This is a genomic window from Syntrophaceae bacterium (assembly GCA_013177795.1).
Lineage (GTDB): Bacteria > Desulfobacterota > Syntrophia > Syntrophales > UBA2192 > UBA2192.
In genome coordinates this window covers 891,374-905,666 of the sequence record JABLXY010000002.1, presented here as the reverse complement: position 1 = coordinate 905,666, position 14,293 = coordinate 891,374, and the positions used below count along the sequence as shown (strand labels likewise).

Annotated in this window: 13 protein-coding genes and 1 riboswitch; all 13 genes read left to right on the top strand. The window is 62.8% G+C overall.

Annotated features, from left to right (window positions below):
• Nucleotides 1-60 precede the first annotated feature (60 nt).
• The gene (locus HPY67_09255) at nucleotides 61-639 is read left to right on the top strand and encodes a rubrerythrin family protein (GenBank protein ID NPV04905.1); all 579 of its coding nucleotides are present in this window, start codon (nucleotides 61-63) and stop codon (nucleotides 637-639) included.
• A 90-nt stretch (nucleotides 640-729) separates the two neighbouring features.
• On the top strand, nucleotides 730-2,049 hold the full coding sequence (locus tag HPY67_09250) for a YihY family inner membrane protein (protein NPV04904.1): 1,320 nt from the start codon (nucleotides 730-732) through the stop codon (nucleotides 2,047-2,049).
• Between the two features lie 102 nt (nucleotides 2,050-2,151).
• Nucleotides 2,152-2,844 carry an ABC transporter ATP-binding protein gene (locus HPY67_09245; protein NPV04903.1) on the top strand — a complete coding sequence of 231 codons (693 nt, stop codon included), beginning with the start codon at nucleotides 2,152-2,154 and terminating at the stop codon, nucleotides 2,842-2,844.
• Nucleotides 2,835-5,330, top strand: a complete 2,496-nt coding sequence (locus tag HPY67_09240; GenBank protein NPV04902.1) for an FtsX-like permease family protein — start codon at nucleotides 2,835-2,837, stop codon at nucleotides 5,328-5,330. The genes HPY67_09245 and HPY67_09240 overlap by 10 nt, the downstream gene beginning before the upstream one ends.
• Before the next feature lie 66 nt (nucleotides 5,331-5,396).
• Complete coding sequence (locus HPY67_09235; protein ID NPV04901.1) at nucleotides 5,397-5,624, top strand: type II toxin-antitoxin system HicB family antitoxin; 228 nt, start codon at nucleotides 5,397-5,399, stop codon at nucleotides 5,622-5,624.
• Complete coding sequence (locus tag HPY67_09230) at nucleotides 5,617-5,835, top strand: type II toxin-antitoxin system HicA family toxin (protein NPV04900.1); 219 nt, start codon at nucleotides 5,617-5,619, stop codon at nucleotides 5,833-5,835. Before HPY67_09235 ends, HPY67_09230 begins: the two co-directional genes overlap by 8 nt.
• A 68-nt stretch (nucleotides 5,836-5,903) precedes the next feature.
• Complete coding sequence (locus tag HPY67_09225; GenBank protein NPV04899.1) at nucleotides 5,904-7,010, top strand: carotenoid 1,2-hydratase; 1,107 nt, start codon at nucleotides 5,904-5,906, stop codon at nucleotides 7,008-7,010.
• Nucleotides 7,011-7,761: 751 nt separating this feature from the next.
• Nucleotides 7,762-8,373: a choice-of-anchor C family protein gene (locus HPY67_09220; protein ID NPV04898.1), complete on the top strand. Its 612-nt coding sequence runs from the start codon at nucleotides 7,762-7,764 to the stop codon at nucleotides 8,371-8,373.
• A gap of 133 nt (nucleotides 8,374-8,506) precedes the next feature.
• Nucleotides 8,507-9,193, top strand: coding sequence for a hypothetical protein (locus tag HPY67_09215; protein NPV04897.1), 687 nt, complete (start codon nucleotides 8,507-8,509; stop codon nucleotides 9,191-9,193).
• Nucleotides 9,194-10,084: 891 nt separating this feature from the next.
• The gene (locus HPY67_09210; protein NPV04896.1) at nucleotides 10,085-10,684 is read left to right on the top strand and encodes a hypothetical protein; all 600 of its coding nucleotides are present in this window, start codon (nucleotides 10,085-10,087) and stop codon (nucleotides 10,682-10,684) included.
• A 581-nt stretch (nucleotides 10,685-11,265) separates the two neighbouring features.
• Nucleotides 11,266-11,901 carry a choice-of-anchor C family protein gene (locus tag HPY67_09205; GenBank protein ID NPV04895.1) on the top strand — a complete coding sequence of 212 codons (636 nt, stop codon included), beginning with the start codon at nucleotides 11,266-11,268 and terminating at the stop codon, nucleotides 11,899-11,901.
• Nucleotides 11,902-11,995: 94 nt separating this feature from the next.
• Nucleotides 11,996-12,877: a VPLPA-CTERM sorting domain-containing protein gene (locus HPY67_09200; GenBank protein ID NPV04894.1), complete on the top strand. Its 882-nt coding sequence runs from the start codon at nucleotides 11,996-11,998 to the stop codon at nucleotides 12,875-12,877.
• A 479-nt stretch (nucleotides 12,878-13,356) separates the two neighbouring features.
• Nucleotides 13,357-13,454, top strand: a riboswitch (cyclic di-GMP riboswitch).
• 112 nt (nucleotides 13,455-13,566) lie between these two features.
• Nucleotides 13,567-14,262, top strand: coding sequence for a hypothetical protein (locus HPY67_09195; GenBank protein ID NPV04893.1), 696 nt, complete (start codon nucleotides 13,567-13,569; stop codon nucleotides 14,260-14,262).
• The last annotated feature ends 31 nt before the right edge of the window (nucleotides 14,263-14,293 follow it).

The following is a 14,293-nucleotide window of genomic DNA, read 5'->3' as shown; positions in this document are numbered from 1 at the left end:
GTCCCGGGCATGCGTTATGTTATCCCCATTGCGACAACCCATCGAAAGGAACGCGGCATCATGGCAAAATCGGTCAGGGGAACAAGGACGGAGAAGAACCTGCTGGCGGCCTTCGCCGGCGAGTCGCAGGCGCGAAACCGCTACACGTACTTCGCCAGTGCGGCGCGGAAGGAAGGCTACGAGCAGATCGCGGCCATTTTCCTGGAGACGGCCGAAAACGAGAAGGAGCACGCCAAGGTGTTCTTCAAGCACCTCGAGGGCGGCGAGGTGGAAATCACGGCGTCCTACCCGGCGGGCGTGATCGGCGACACGGCGGCGAACCTGCTGGCCGCCGCCGAAGGGGAGAAACTCGAGTGGTCCACGCTCTACGCCGATTTCGAGCGCGTGGCCCGCGAGGAGGGGTTCCCGCAGATCGCCCACTCCTTCCGCGAGATCGCAGAGGTCGAGCAATTCCACGAGGCCCGCTACCGCAAGCTCCTGGCCAATGTGCAGGCAGGCGAGGTCTTCAAAAAGAAGACGGCCGTCAAGTGGCACTGCCGCAACTGCGGCTACGTGCACGAGGGCCCCGAGGCGCCGGAAGTCTGCCCCGCCTGCCGCCACCCGAAGGCCCACTACGAAATCCTGGCGGAGAACTACTGATGGCCCGCCGCTTTCTTTACCTTCGCGGCGTGCTGTGCTAAACAGGGACAGCCCGGGGCATGCGTCCCGGCGGACAAGGGGGACGGGGCCATGTTCGCGAAGGTGAGGAAGTTCGTCGAGCAGGACATCTGGCGGATCCGCGCGCGGGACCTGCCGCCCCTGAAGGCCTTCGCCGTCCGGTACCTGCGGATCTTTCTCGCCGCCGCCCAGGCCTTCCAGGAGCACCGCTGCAGGCTGAGGGCCTCGGCGCTGACCTTCTTCTCGCTGCTCTCGATCGTCCCCGTCGTGGCCATGGCCTTCGGGATCGCCAAGGGCTTCGAGTTCGAGAAAGTCCTGCAGGAAAAGATCCTGGAGCGCTTCGAGGGGCAGGAGGAAGTCCTCCTGGAGGTCTTCGGCTTCGCCAACTCGCTGCTCGAGAACACGAAGGGCGGCCTCATCGCCGGGGTGGGCGTCATCCTGCTGTTCTGGACGATCATCAAGGTCCTGGGCAACATCGAGAACTCCTTCAACGACATCTGGTCGGTGAAGGAGGACCGGACGCTGGCCCGCAAGATCACGGACTACCTCTCCGTCATGCTCGTGGCCCCCGTGCTGCTGGTCCTGTCGGGGAGCGCCACCGTTTTCGTCACCACGCAGCTGGCCGCGATCACCGGGAGGTTCGACGTCCTGGGGTTCCTGGGCCCCGTCGTGGTCCTCTTCCTGGAGCTCACCCCCTTCGTGACCATGTGGGTGCTCTTCAGCTTCCTGTACCTCTTCATGCCCAACCGCCGGGTGGACAGGAAATCGGGGATCCTGGCCGGAGTGATCGCCGGCACCGCCCACGTCGTCGTCCAGCTCGTCTACGTGAAGTTCCAGGTGGGGGTGGCCAAGTACAACGCCATCTACGGCAGCTTCGCCGCCCTGCCCCTCTTCCTCGCGTGGCTTCAGCTCAGCTGGATCATCGTGCTGGCCGGCGCGGAGATCTCCTGCGTCCACCAGAACGCCGACGCCCTCGAGTACGGCCCCGACGCACGGCGGGCGAGCAACCACTTCCGCAGGCTCGTGGCCCTGCGCATCGTCAGCCACATCAGCCGGAAGTTCACGGCGGGAGAGGTCCCCCTTACGGCAAGAGAGGTCTCGGAGAGCCTCGAGATCCCCCGGGGCCTCACGGCTGCCATCCTAGAGGAACTGAGGGAAAGCGGGGTCCTCCTCGAGGCGGACCGCAAGGGCCGCGATGAGCCCGCCTACGCCCCCGCGCGAGACACGGACCAGCTGACCGTCGCGTTCGTGATGGATGCCCTGGACCGCCGCGGTGCTGATTTCATCCCCGTGGCCCGGACCGGGGAGCTGGAGCGCCTCGAGAAGAGCCTGGAGGCCTTCGGCGAGGCGATCGAGAGATCCCCCGCCAACCTGCGCCTCAAAGACATCTGAGATGAGATTGGGGACGTTGTTTACTAATTAGAATAAATCGGCCTAGCCCAGGCATTTCGAAAGTTATTCTAATTAGTAAACAACGTCCCCGGTGCGAGTAATATGTTACCAACGTCCCCAATCGTGCGTGTGGTGGACCTCTGGAAGGAATACCGCGAGGACGGGCAGGTCGTGACCCAGGCCCTGCGCGGGGCGAACCTCGAGGTCGCCCCCGGGGAAGTGGTCGCCCTGTTCGGCAAGAGCGGCTCCGGCAAGACGACCCTCCTGAACATGCTCGCGGGCCTCGACCGCCCTTCCCGGGGATTCATCGAAATCGACGGCCGCAACCTCGAGGACCTCGGGGAATCCGGCCGCACCCGGCTCCGCCGGTCCCGCCTGGGCTTCATCTTCCAGTTCTTCAATCTCCTGCCCACCCTGACGGCCTTCGAGAACGTGTACCTCGCCCTCGAGCTGGCCGGAAAGACCGACCCCCGGGCCGCACAACGGGCCCTGGAGAACGTGGGCCTCAAGGGCAAGGAGGGCCGCTACCCCCATGAGCTCTCGGGCGGAGAGCAGCAGCGCGTCGCCATCGCCCGGGCGATCGTGAAGGAGCCGGCGCTGATCCTGGCCGACGAGCCCACGGGCAACCTCGACACGGCGACGGGCGACCAGATCCTGCAGCTCATCACGGAGCGCTGCCGGGAGGCCGCCATGTCGCTCATCATGGTGACCCACACGCCGCTTGCCTGCAAGTACGCCGACCGAATCCTGAAGATGGTGGACGGCGTCGTGACGGACGACGACCGATGCGACTGAGCACCGTCACCCGCTCCTTTCTTCGCTACCTCTACCGGCGCCGGAGCCTCAGCCTGCTGCAGCTTCTGGGAATCGCCTGCGGAGTGGCCGCCGTCATCGGGATGACCCTCTCGGCGCAGTCGGCCCTGTCCAGCTTCTCCCAGGCCGTGGAGTTCCTCCGCGGCAAATCCTCCCACACCCTCGAGCGTCTCGCCGGGCCCATGGACGAGTCGATCCTGCGCGACCTCGCCGCCGACCCGGCCGTCGTTTCCTTCGCCCCCGTCGTGGAGCGGCGCCTGAAGCTGGAAAACGGTGACCTGGTGCGCATCCTCGGCATCGACCCCTTTCTCGACCGGGCCATCCGCCCCGAGCTCTCCCGCGCCCCCTTCGAGCGGGACCCCGGCGCCTCGTTCGAGGACTCGCTGGCCTTTCTCACCGACGAGCGGGCCGTCCTGGTCGAGGCGGAGCTTGCCCGCGGCCTCGGGCTTCAGAAAGGGGGTGAGCTGCCCACCCTGAAGGGAACCCTCCGGGTGATCGGGACCTTCGCCAACCCTTCGGGCGAACCCCTGATCCTGATGGACATCGCCCACGCGCAGAAGCTCCTGGGCCTCGCCGGGAAGGTCGACCACGTCGACCTCATTCTCGGCGACGAGAGCGGCTTCGCCTCCCGCTGGCAGGAGGGCTGGCGCATCCAGTCCAAGCGGCAGCGCCAGGACACCTTCGGCGCCATGGTGGGCGCCTTCCGGCTCAACCTCGAGGCCCTGTCGCTCATGGCCCTCTTCGTGAGCGTCTTCCTGATCTACAACACGGCCATGTTCGCCGTCGTGAGCCGCCGCCGCGATGCGGGCGTGCTGCGCAGCCTGGGGGCCAGCCGCGGCGAGGTGGCGCTCGCCTTTCTCACCGAGATCGCCCTGTTCGGCATCCTCGGCGGCCTGCTGGGCGGGCTCCTGGGCTACCTCCTGAGCCGGGCCCTCACGGACGTCATCGGGGGCACGATCAGCACCCTCTACTTCTTCCTGCGGCCCGCCCCCGTGCCCTGGTCCTGGTGGGTCCCGGCCGCCGGCGCCGCCGTCGGTCTCGGGGCGAGCCTCCTGGGAAGCCTCTACCCCCTGCTGGAGCTCACCCGCACCGACCCGGTCCGCACCCTGAGGGGCCGCTCGGGGGGCCGCGGGAACCGCCGCCGGGCCTGGATCGCGGCCCTGGCGGGGGGGGCCGTCCTGGTCGTGAGCATCGTCCTGCTGGCCTTCTTCTCGAAGCGGATCTACGTCGCCTTCGCCGGGGTCTTCGGCTTCCTCTTCGGCCTGAGCCTGCTGACGGGCGTCGTCATGGTTCTCGCCGACCCGCTCCTGGCAAGGCTCCTGGGGTCGCTGGGACGCCTGCCCGGACGGATCGCGGCGGGCAACATCATCCGCAACCTCGGCCGGACCGGCGTGGCCGTGGCCGCCTTCATGGTGGCCCTGTCCCTCTCCATCGGCCTGGGCTCCATGATCGGCAGCTTCCGCGAGTCGCTCATCTGGTGGATGGGCACCCAGCTGCGCGGCGATCTCTACGTGTCCAACGCCTCGGACATGGAGGTGCCCGAGGCGTTCTACGAGGAGATCCGGGACATCCCCGGGGTCGGCGGCGTCGACACCTACCGCAAGGTGCAGGTGCCCTACCGCGGCCGCACGGTGCACGTCGTGGGCATCAAGGCCGACGTGCTGCAGCGCTTCGCCCGGTTCGGCTGGGTCGAGGGCGGCGACGAGCACTGGGAAGCCGTCAAGCGGGGCGACGTCATCGTCTCGGAGAGCTTTGCCCGGAGCTTCGGCGCGCGCCCCGGCAGCGTCGTGACCCTCGAGAGCCTGACGGGCCCCGTCGGGCTGCGCATCGAGGGCGTCTTCTACGACTACTCGACGGAGCACGGCCTCATCATGATGGACCGCGCAACCTACATCGGGCTCTACGGCGACCGGACCATCAACAGCATCGCCGTGTTCCTCGACCCCGCGGAGCCCCGCAGGAAGCAGATCCTCGACGACATCCGCGCCCGGGCGATCGCGCGGGGCCTGCCCGCCCTGACGCGCGAGCAGTTTCACCGCAACATCCTCGAAATCTTCGACAGCACCTTCGCCGTCACCCGCTCCATGCGGATCCTGGCGATCGTCATCGCCTTTTTCGGGATCACGGGGGCCCTGATGACCCTGTTCATCGAGCGGCAGCGCGACCTCGGCATCCTCCGGGCCCTGGGGTTCTCCACGGGGCAGGTGGCGCGCATGACCCTCCTGGAGGCGCTCGGGATGGGGCTCGTGAGCTTCGCGCTCAGCGCCGGCGTGGGGACCGTGCTGGCCCTGCTGCTGATCCGCGTCATCAACCTGCGGAGCTTCAACTGGACGGTCTTCTATTACCCCGACTGGCAGCCCTACGCGCTGACCGCCCTGACGGCCCTGGCCGCCAGCGTCGGCGCGGCGCTCTACCCGATCTGGAAGGTGCACCGCACCTACCCGCAGATGCAGATCCGGGAGGAGTGAAACGAGTCGCTTGTCGCTGACGCGCGGACGTGCTATCGTTCGGCTGCAAGGAGGCGTGAGAAAGACATGAGACGACAGCTGACTGCCATCATCGAGAAAGGGGAAAAGGGCCGTTACGTGGCCCTGTGCCCCGAGTTCGACATCGCCAGCCAGGGGGAAACGATCGAACAGGCCAAGGCGAACCTCAAAGAGGCCGTGTCCCTTTTCCTGGAATGTGCCTCCGAAGAAGAAATCAACGAGCGGTTCCAGGATGAGATATTCGTCACGAGCATAGAGGTCGCAACTCTTGCCTAAGCTCCCCCTCCTTTCCGGAAAAGAAGTCTGTGCGATCCCCGCGAGACACGGATTTTCAGAAGTCCGGCGTCGGGGAAGCCACATCGTGATGCAGAAAAAAGATTGGACCACAACCAAAACCGTCCCCGTGCCGGACCACAGAGAAATTCTGACGGGTACCCTCCTGTCCATCATTCGACAATCCGGCCTGAGCAGAGCGGATTTCGAGTAGCAACATCATCCCTTTCAAGAAAAAGGACATTGCGAGCCAGACCGCCGGAGATGTCTGCAATATTGCCCGTGCTCCCCATCCTTTTCTCGCTGATCATCGCCCTGGTCCTCCCCATCGGCACCCCTGCGCACGCCGCAGAGGACTGGAGGCAGGCCGCCGGCCCCTGGCACTGGAGCTTCCCGCGGGACCACGGCGCGCACCCGGAGTTCCGCACCGAGTGGTGGTACTTCACGGGAAACCTGCGCGACGCGGCGGGGAACCGCTACGGCTACCAGCTCACCTTCTTCCGGCAGGGCGTGCGCATGAAGCCCTCCGACCCCGGCAACCCCTGGTCGCTGCGCGATCTCTACCCCGCGCACTTCGCCCTCACCGACGCCCGCAACGGCGCCTTCCACTATGCCGAGCAGATCACCCGGTCGGGCCCGGGGCTTGCCGGCGCCCAGACCGGCGGCATGAACGTCTGGAACCTCGGCTGGTCGGCCAGGATGACGGGGGACCGAATCGCGATCCGCGCGCGGCACGGGGAGATGGAGCTTTCGCTCGATCTCGCGCCGCGCAAGCTTCTGGTCCTCCATGGCGACAGGGGCCTCAGCCGCAAGGGGCCCGGCAAGGGCCAGGCCTCCTACTACTATTCCTTCACCGACCTGGCCGCGGCGGGAACGATCCGGACGCCGGCCTCCCAGAGACCCGTGCCCGTGCAGGGGGTGAGCTGGTTCGATCAGGAGTTCAGCTCCAACGCCCTCACGAAGGACCAGGTCGGCTGGGACTGGTTCTCGATCCACCTCTCCGACGGCCGGGACCTGATGCTGTACTTCCTGCGGAAGAAGGACGGTACGGTGGAAAAGGAATCCTCGGGCACCCTCGTGGAGGCCGACGGCCGGTCGAGGCACCTGACGCTCGACGAGATCCGCGTCGAGGCCCTCGCAACCTGGACGAGCCCGAGAAGCGGCGGGAAGTACCCCAGCCGCTGGCACATCCGCATCCCCACGGCCGGCATCGACCTGCAGCTCGCGCCGCTCGTCGCCGCCCAGGAATTGATCACGGAGGGCTCGACGGGCGTGACCTACTGGGAGGGGGCCGTCGACGGGAGGGGAACCTCCGGGGGCAGCCCCGTCACCTGCGAGGGCTACGTGGAGATGACGGGCTACGCCGGCAGCCTGGGCGGCCTGTTCTAGGACCGGGGACGTCGGCAACTAATTAGACAAAGTCATGCCCCACGCCCTTTCTGCAGTTTGTCTAATTTGTTACCAACGTCCCCGATGTGCGGACGGGATAGCCAGTCAACTTGGTCAACAGCGTCCCCGATGCGACGGGAAACCGACGCCCCGAAGCCGCTCTCTGTCAATACCTTGACGTTTTTCGCGCTGGGCCGTGCGTGCCGGTCGAACGCCGCCCCCTGAGGCGCCCGGAAACCCGCGCCCAGCAAGAGTTTCCGGCCACCCCGCCTGACCGCATCCGACGCCTTTTTCGCACGATTCTTGCGTATCAAAACAGCGGTGCATTGAATCGCCACGGTGCAGGCGATTCGACGATCGGACACTCCACCTGGACCAGCGAGACCTGACAACCGATCACGAGACCGAAGACCGCCGGGCCCGGCCGTGCGTCGGCGGGTGAACCGGCGGCGGGACGGACCGTCCGGCTCTTTCCTGATGCCCGAATGCAGCCTGAGGATGAAAGGCCGTGGGAGCCGGTTACGGCCGGATTCGAGTCATGCTTTTTTCGTAGGCCGGAAACGCTATTTTCATGATTTTTCCGTATTGCTTTTCCGGAAACGCTTGGCTAGCATGCGTCGCGGAAGGTTCGGAGTACAATCCACAGCCGTCGATTTCGGATAGACTGCAGCAGGACCGCGCGATGCCGCGGCAAGGCGCAAATCTTCGACCGGCGTCAGCCGCGCTTCCCGATAAGCAGAGGAGGAAAACCATGCGGAAGCTCCTGATTGTCGCACTCTTCGTCTCCCTGATCGCAACACCTGCCGGCGCTGCCATCCTGAACGGCAGTTTCGAGCTCGGCACCTATTCCGGGGGCGCCTTCAGCACCCTGTATGCCGGCAGTACCGCCATCAACGGTTGGATCGTCGGCGGCGACAGCATCGACTGGATCGACAGCTACTGGCAACCCGCCGTGGGCAGCCGCAGCATAGACCTGAGCGGCAACGGCCCCGGGTCGCTGTCCCAGCAATTCGATACCGTGCCCGGCACGACATACCGGGTGACGTTCGCCATGGCGGGCAACCCCGCCGGCGGTGATGCGATTAAGGATCTCCGGGTTACAGCCGTCGGCATTGGCTCCGGCGTCTACGCCTTCAACACGACGGGAAAGACCCTCACTGCCATGGGCTGGGACACGCGGGATTTCGTCTTCACGGCCCGCAACACTGTAACGACCCTGGTCTTCGAGAGCCTCGAGAGCAACGCCTACGGCCCGGCACTCGACGCCGTCGCCGTCAACGTCGTCCCGATCCCCGGCGCTCTCTGGCTCCTGGGCTCGGGACTGGTAGGACTTGTGGTAATCGGGCGCCGCCGCACCCGGTAACGGACAACCGGCCTGTATCGGCACCGCCCCGGAGAGCACGCCGCCCGGCGCATGCGGAACGCGAACAATTCGGCTTTTCGGCATCAGCGGAATAGAGAGGGAGGCGCAACGCATACACAAAGGAGGAGGTCGCATGAGGCGCATCAATCACGTATGGATTCTCCTGGCGGCCCTCGCCGCGGTTCATCTGGGCGCTGTCACGGCCGGGGCGGCGCTCATTATGGGCGGACAGGACCCGCTCAGCCAGAACCCTGAGACGCGCGACGGGGCATCAGGCATCATCTTCGTCGATCTGACGTCAAGGGTTTCGGCGGACGGGACCCTCACCGGCTGGAACATCTATGCAAAGCAGTACTACAAGCTCGAGCCGTCACAGCCGGACTCGTCAGCCCGGAACGTCCAGCTGGTCATCTTTCGGCAGAGCGGGTCAGACTACATTGTCGTCGGCATGAGCCCCATGGAAACCGTCAGCCAGTGGGACCGATTCTATCATTTCAACCTGCCGGGGATTGCCGTACAGAAGAACGACATCATCGGCTGGTATTACCCCAAGATTGCCCAAGGGGATAATTACTACCCCCCGGGGGGAGTGATCGGCTATTCTGACGGCGGAAACAACACGCACTGGTACTGGCCCGCCGAGGGCGCCGTACCGCCGGGAATCGGCGGCACGCTTGCCCTGAGCCTCTTCAGCGATGGCGGCCCACGGACATACAGCATCAACGTGGAGGGCAATCCCGTCCCCATCCCCGGGGCTCTCTGGCTCCTTGGCTCGGGCCTGCTCGGGCTGGTCGCATTCAGGCGAAGATTCAAGAAATAGTCAGTCGAAAAAGGGCGCCGTGAGCGCCCTTTTTGTGCAAAATTTTTCTCGCGCCATCCGGGGCAGGGGCGGCCAAACCGAAAGAAGAGCCGTATTTGTCGGCATCTTTTACATTCCTGAAGCGATGGGAATTTTTTTGCGAAATCGAAGCTGTTGATAACTTTGGTTGCATCAGTGGCATAAAGACGCCGCAATCATGTAAATATTTTTTACAAATCCGCGTCACGGCCGGAAGACAATTTTATGCTTTTTTCAATAATAACAACGTATTAAGAACTTGGCTCACCCTATGCATTTTTTTAGCGCGTTTTGATGCGCAAACTGCACCTTGTGCAACCTGCGCAACCAATTCCTGGAGCCACAGAGACAGAAAACACATGCTGTCTTGAACTTCCCGCGCTGCAGGGCGGCCGCGTCAGGGTCAGCGAAACGGACATTATGAAAAGTCTACTTCCGGACAAAAAAACATGCTTTTATCGCATGGCCGATTTCTGGAAAATACCGCGAAGGGTACCCATGGGCAGGGGAGCCAGGCACTTACTCCTTATGGACTGCGGATAGAGGGAACGTTCTGTTGCCCTTTTATGCTTTTAGCCTGCGGGGCAGGCTGGGCGCGATGTTTGCCGCCGACTGACCGGAAACCCAGCCTTACACCCACGATTGCGCGGGGCGATGTGGAGATGGAAACATCCGAACCGGTCCGGGTGGTGGGCGCGGACCTGAGCGGGTTGGCCATAATCAGGTGAGACTCAAGAAATGGTCCGAAGAACGCGGCGGCCTCTCAGACCGGGTAGAACTCACGGAACCGTCATAACTGATTCTTTGTCGTGCGTGAGCACCGAGCAATAAGCACCGTTTACGGAAAATATGCAGCTTGCAGGAGAAGGGAGAATGAAAAAGAAAATAGGGGTCCTCTTGGCAGCAGCGCTGGTTTTCAGTTTTGCCGCCGGCCAGGCAAACGCATCGCTTGTTATAAATGCCCATAGCTATGCATGGAGCGATACGCCGCTTTACAGCTCCGACCCCAGTTACGGAACAACCTGGTGGGCAGGAACAGGCACCGCAAATCTGAACGCCGATGCGATCAAGGCGATCGTTGGGTATACCGGAGTGTTCTCTGAATTGTACAAAAAGGACGCGAACACGTCGCCTGCGACAGGCCTTTACCAAACATCCTACACGACTACTTTTTCTAACGACAACGAATCCGCAGAAATAAAGTGGGCCGGTGCTCCGCAGCCCGCCATCACGTGGGGCCCCATTTATCTCTTCGTGAAAGATGGCAATCACATACCCTCGTGGTATCTGTTCAATTTGACCTCCCTGCATTGGGACGGCAAAGAAACGATTAATTTGATCAATTTCTGGACGGAAAAGGGCGAGATCTCTCACCTTGGCCTTTACGGTCCCCCGGTCCCCGTCCCGCCCACGGCATGGCTCCTGGTCTCGGGCCTGCTGGGGCTGGTGGCGCTGCGCCGGTTCAAGAGGTAACCCGCACACCCGACCCGAAAGAAAGAAGGCGGGGCCGCAACCCCGCCTTCTTTTTTGCAGCGCAGGCGAAACCTACCAGGCCTTGTGACGATGCTGCTGTCCCGATTCCCGAACGACCCCAAAGACCCATGATCGGAGAGTTTCCGGTTCATACGTGATTCCCGCCGGCGGCAACGGCACGTGGCGCCGTGTCCATCGAACCTCGAAATCGGCAGTTCCCCGGTGTGCGGCGTCAGCTTTCCGACCCCTGCCGCCTGCCGGACACGCGGAACGGCGGAAAGGCCCCCACCCTGCTCATGGAAACCCGCGCCCCGAGAGCCTTTCCGGCCACCTCGCAGGCCGGCCTCTGACACCCATTTTCGCATAATTCTTGCACATTCCCCGCACGGTGCAACCGATTGACCGGGTGCGGCCGATCGGACGTTCGGAACATTCCCCTTCGATAATGGGCATCTCACATCCGACCGTGGCCCCCGCCGATGCATTCATCGGCGCGAAGGCACCGGCCGCGCAATGCCGCGGCAAGGCGTAAACCTTCGACCGGCGTCAGCCGCGCTTCCCGACATGCAAGGAGGAGAACCATGCGGAAGCCCTTCACCGTCGCGCTCATCGTCACCCTGCTGGCAACACCTGCCGGCGCGGACATCCTGAACGGCAGCTTCGAGAACGGCTCTTACCCGGGCGGCGTTTTCAGCACCCTATATTACGGGGACATGAGACTCTCCGATTGGGCCGTCGGCGGCAACAGCATCGACTGGATCGACAGCTACTGGCAGCCCGCCGAGGGAAGCCGCAGCATAGACCTCAGCGGCAACGGCCCCGGATCGCTGTCCCAGCAATTCGGCACCGTGCCCGGCACGACATACCGGGTGACGTTCGCCATGGCGGGCAACCCCGACGGCGGTGAGGCGATTAAGGATCTCCGGGTTACGGCCATCGGCATCGGCTCCGGCGACTACGCCTTCGACACGACGGGAAAGACCCGCACTGCCATGGGCTGGGACACGCGGGAGTTCGTCTTCACGGCCCGCGCCTATGCAACAACCCTGGTCTTCGAGAGCCTCGAGACCGACGCCTACGGCCCGGCACTCGACGCCGTCGCCGTCAACGCCGTGCCGCTGCCCCCTGCCGCCTGGCTGCTGGGCAGCGGCTTGATCGGCCTGGTGGCGGTCCGGCGGCGGCGTCAGACAAAGGCACCCCCGTGCCCTTCCCCGTGAAACGCGCAGAAGGTGCGAGGACGCCATAACAAAAAGTCCCGTGCAGTCACGGATCAACCCCTGAAACTTTTCGAATTTCCAAAGGAGAGCAATCATGCGGCGATGCTTTTTGACGTTTTCCCTGCTTCTTGCACTTCTGATCGGCACGAACGCTCAGGCGGCCTTTTTTGCGGGCACGGACCGGGTCTCATACACGGGAACCGTGACGAGATACGAAACCCTCGCAGACGCGCAGAGCGGGGTCAATGCAACCGGAACCTACGCGATCCCTGCAAGAGACGCAGCGGCACCCTACAACACAGGCTTCCGGGATGCAGGCATCTTTTTTTCGAATAACGCCCCCGACTATTGGCCTAACGCGAGCATCTTCCTGACCGCATGGTATTACACAACGGACCCGTCGCACGGCGAATACAGCGGCTGGGGAAACCCCAACAACACCAACACGGGCTTCATTCAGCTCTACGACGAAACGGGCGGCACGAGCACCTCCGCAAACGGTTACTTCAGCAATCTGTCGGGCGGCTACTACCGGGATTTCACTCTCCAGGTGACCGGGCAGAATGCCGGCGCCGCCGAATACGCCCGTCTCTGGCACGCCCCCGGCGTGGGCGGCGAAGCCGGACTGACACGCGGGACCTTTCTCAACTACAACCTCAACATCACCTTCGGCGGCCTGCAGGGTATGCTGTTGCCCGGAGGCTGGATCGAGTCCCACAACCACCCGGAATCCGTGACGGGAACCTTCATGGCTCTTTTCCAGAACACAAACACGATAGACCCCGCCTACCAAGGCTACTACGTCGCCAATTTCACCTTCGGCCTGGACAATTGGGCATTCGCACAGGGCGAGGCGCTGAACGGGGCGTTTTCTGAAAGCACATTTGCGGCGCCCGTTCCCATTCCCCCTGCCGCCTGGCTGCTGGGCAGCGGCTTGATCGGCCTGGTGGCCATCCGCCGCCGTATAAAGAAGTAGCGATATTCGGACAGAAACCCCAAGAAGGCCCCGGGAGACGGCGCAGCCCGTCTTGCCGGGGCTTTTGCTCTTCATAACGCCTGCATTTTATTTCCGACTATCCACTTTTTTAAGCGTGTGAAGCACAGCTTTGTCATTTGCAGGAGGGCAAGATGCGGCTTTTCGTCGGTTTTTTTTACAAAATGGGGCAAACAATAAAATCCATATTTTTCATAAGCTTTCATTGAATTGGTTGCAATCGTTTAAAGTAGCCGTCGCTCCTGTTTACAATTTCAACGTGACCGATAAAACGCATGACCGGCTAATGACATGTCATGTCAACAGGTTATTTCTTTGGCACGGGGGATGTATCTTGTTTCAATCGTTGAACTGGATGTGTGTAATGCATCCGAGGCGCATTTGGCGTTCCATCCAGTCTGTTTAAGCGGGGGAAAAATTCATAAATCCAAAGCCTTTCATAACTGGAGCGCATAAGGACGGGAAGAAAAAGCCAAACCTCGAGTAATCGGGGGACGGAAAGCCACGGGTCCTTGGGAAAGCTCAGGCCGGAACGCGCAAGGATAGCCGGGTTGCCTTCAATCACATAGAGGGGCACCCGGCTGTTTTGTTTACGATCCGGTCCCGCAGACTGACGAGCGAACCGGCCGCAAGCGCTGAGGCGGAGAAGAATATAAAGGAGGGCCACGGGCATGAGAAGCAAGAGAAGATCACCCGGTGTAATCTTGGCAGCATTGGTTCTACTTGTACTGCCGTCCGCCGCGCTCGCGCAGCTTGCCATCTACGCGGAAGGCGCCTACACGGCGACGGATCTCGCTGTTTACCTCTATGCCGATATCTCGGGCACTCCCCTTTGCAGCTATGGGGTCACGCTCTACTACGACGCCACGAAGCTCACCGTCACATCCGCCACAAAGAATCAAGCGGTCTGGTACCTCGGGACGTCGGCGGCGCCGATCGCTTACGTGAATCCTGATACCTCGACTGCGGGGCGTATCGTCTTCATCGGCGGCAAGCTGGACACGGGCAATCCGACAGCGGGGGTTACCGGCACACGGGTCCTGCTGGGCACGGCCCGGTTCAACAGGGTGGCCGGGACGGATACGAACTTTGGGATCGCATTAGCCCTCGGGAGGACTCATCCCCCCTACGACAACATCGTCACCACGGGCGGCGTTGTGCGGGATGACACTACCGGATGGGGTCCGGTCATCATCAGGCAGAGGGGCGATGTGAATGGAGACGGTTACATTACCGGAGCGGACAACAGCGCGTTGAAATATTACTTGGTGAACGGCGGGGTTGCCCATCCATGGATGGACTGTAATGGTGATGGGTTGATCACCGGAGCGGACAACAGCTGCATCAAGTACTTACTTACACACTAATGGTCAATTCTACCCGGAGACAAGGAGGTAT

What these genes read in the sequence shown, in the direction of transcription:
- HPY67_09220 (NPV04898.1), top strand. Translation starts at nt 7,762, where the DNA reads ATGCGGAAGCTCCTGATTGTCGCACTCTTCGTCTCCCTGATCGCAACA.
- HPY67_09245 (NPV04903.1), top strand. Translation starts at nt 2,152, where the DNA reads ATGTTACCAACGTCCCCAATCGTGCGTGTGGTGGACCTCTGGAAGGAA.
- HPY67_09205 (NPV04895.1), top strand. Translation starts at nt 11,266, where the DNA reads ATGCGGAAGCCCTTCACCGTCGCGCTCATCGTCACCCTGCTGGCAACA.
- HPY67_09215 (NPV04897.1), top strand. Translation starts at nt 8,507, where the DNA reads ATGAGGCGCATCAATCACGTATGGATTCTCCTGGCGGCCCTCGCCGCG.
- HPY67_09235 (NPV04901.1), top strand. Translation starts at nt 5,397, where the DNA reads ATGAGACGACAGCTGACTGCCATCATCGAGAAAGGGGAAAAGGGCCGT.
- HPY67_09195 (NPV04893.1), top strand. Translation starts at nt 13,567, where the DNA reads ATGAGAAGCAAGAGAAGATCACCCGGTGTAATCTTGGCAGCATTGGTT.
- HPY67_09200 (NPV04894.1), top strand. Translation starts at nt 11,996, where the DNA reads ATGCGGCGATGCTTTTTGACGTTTTCCCTGCTTCTTGCACTTCTGATC.
- HPY67_09255 (NPV04905.1), top strand. Translation starts at nt 61, where the DNA reads ATGGCAAAATCGGTCAGGGGAACAAGGACGGAGAAGAACCTGCTGGCG.
- HPY67_09240 (NPV04902.1), top strand. Translation starts at nt 2,835, where the DNA reads ATGCGACTGAGCACCGTCACCCGCTCCTTTCTTCGCTACCTCTACCGG.
- HPY67_09250 (NPV04904.1), top strand. Translation starts at nt 730, where the DNA reads ATGTTCGCGAAGGTGAGGAAGTTCGTCGAGCAGGACATCTGGCGGATC.
- HPY67_09210 (NPV04896.1), top strand. Translation starts at nt 10,085, where the DNA reads ATGAAAAAGAAAATAGGGGTCCTCTTGGCAGCAGCGCTGGTTTTCAGT.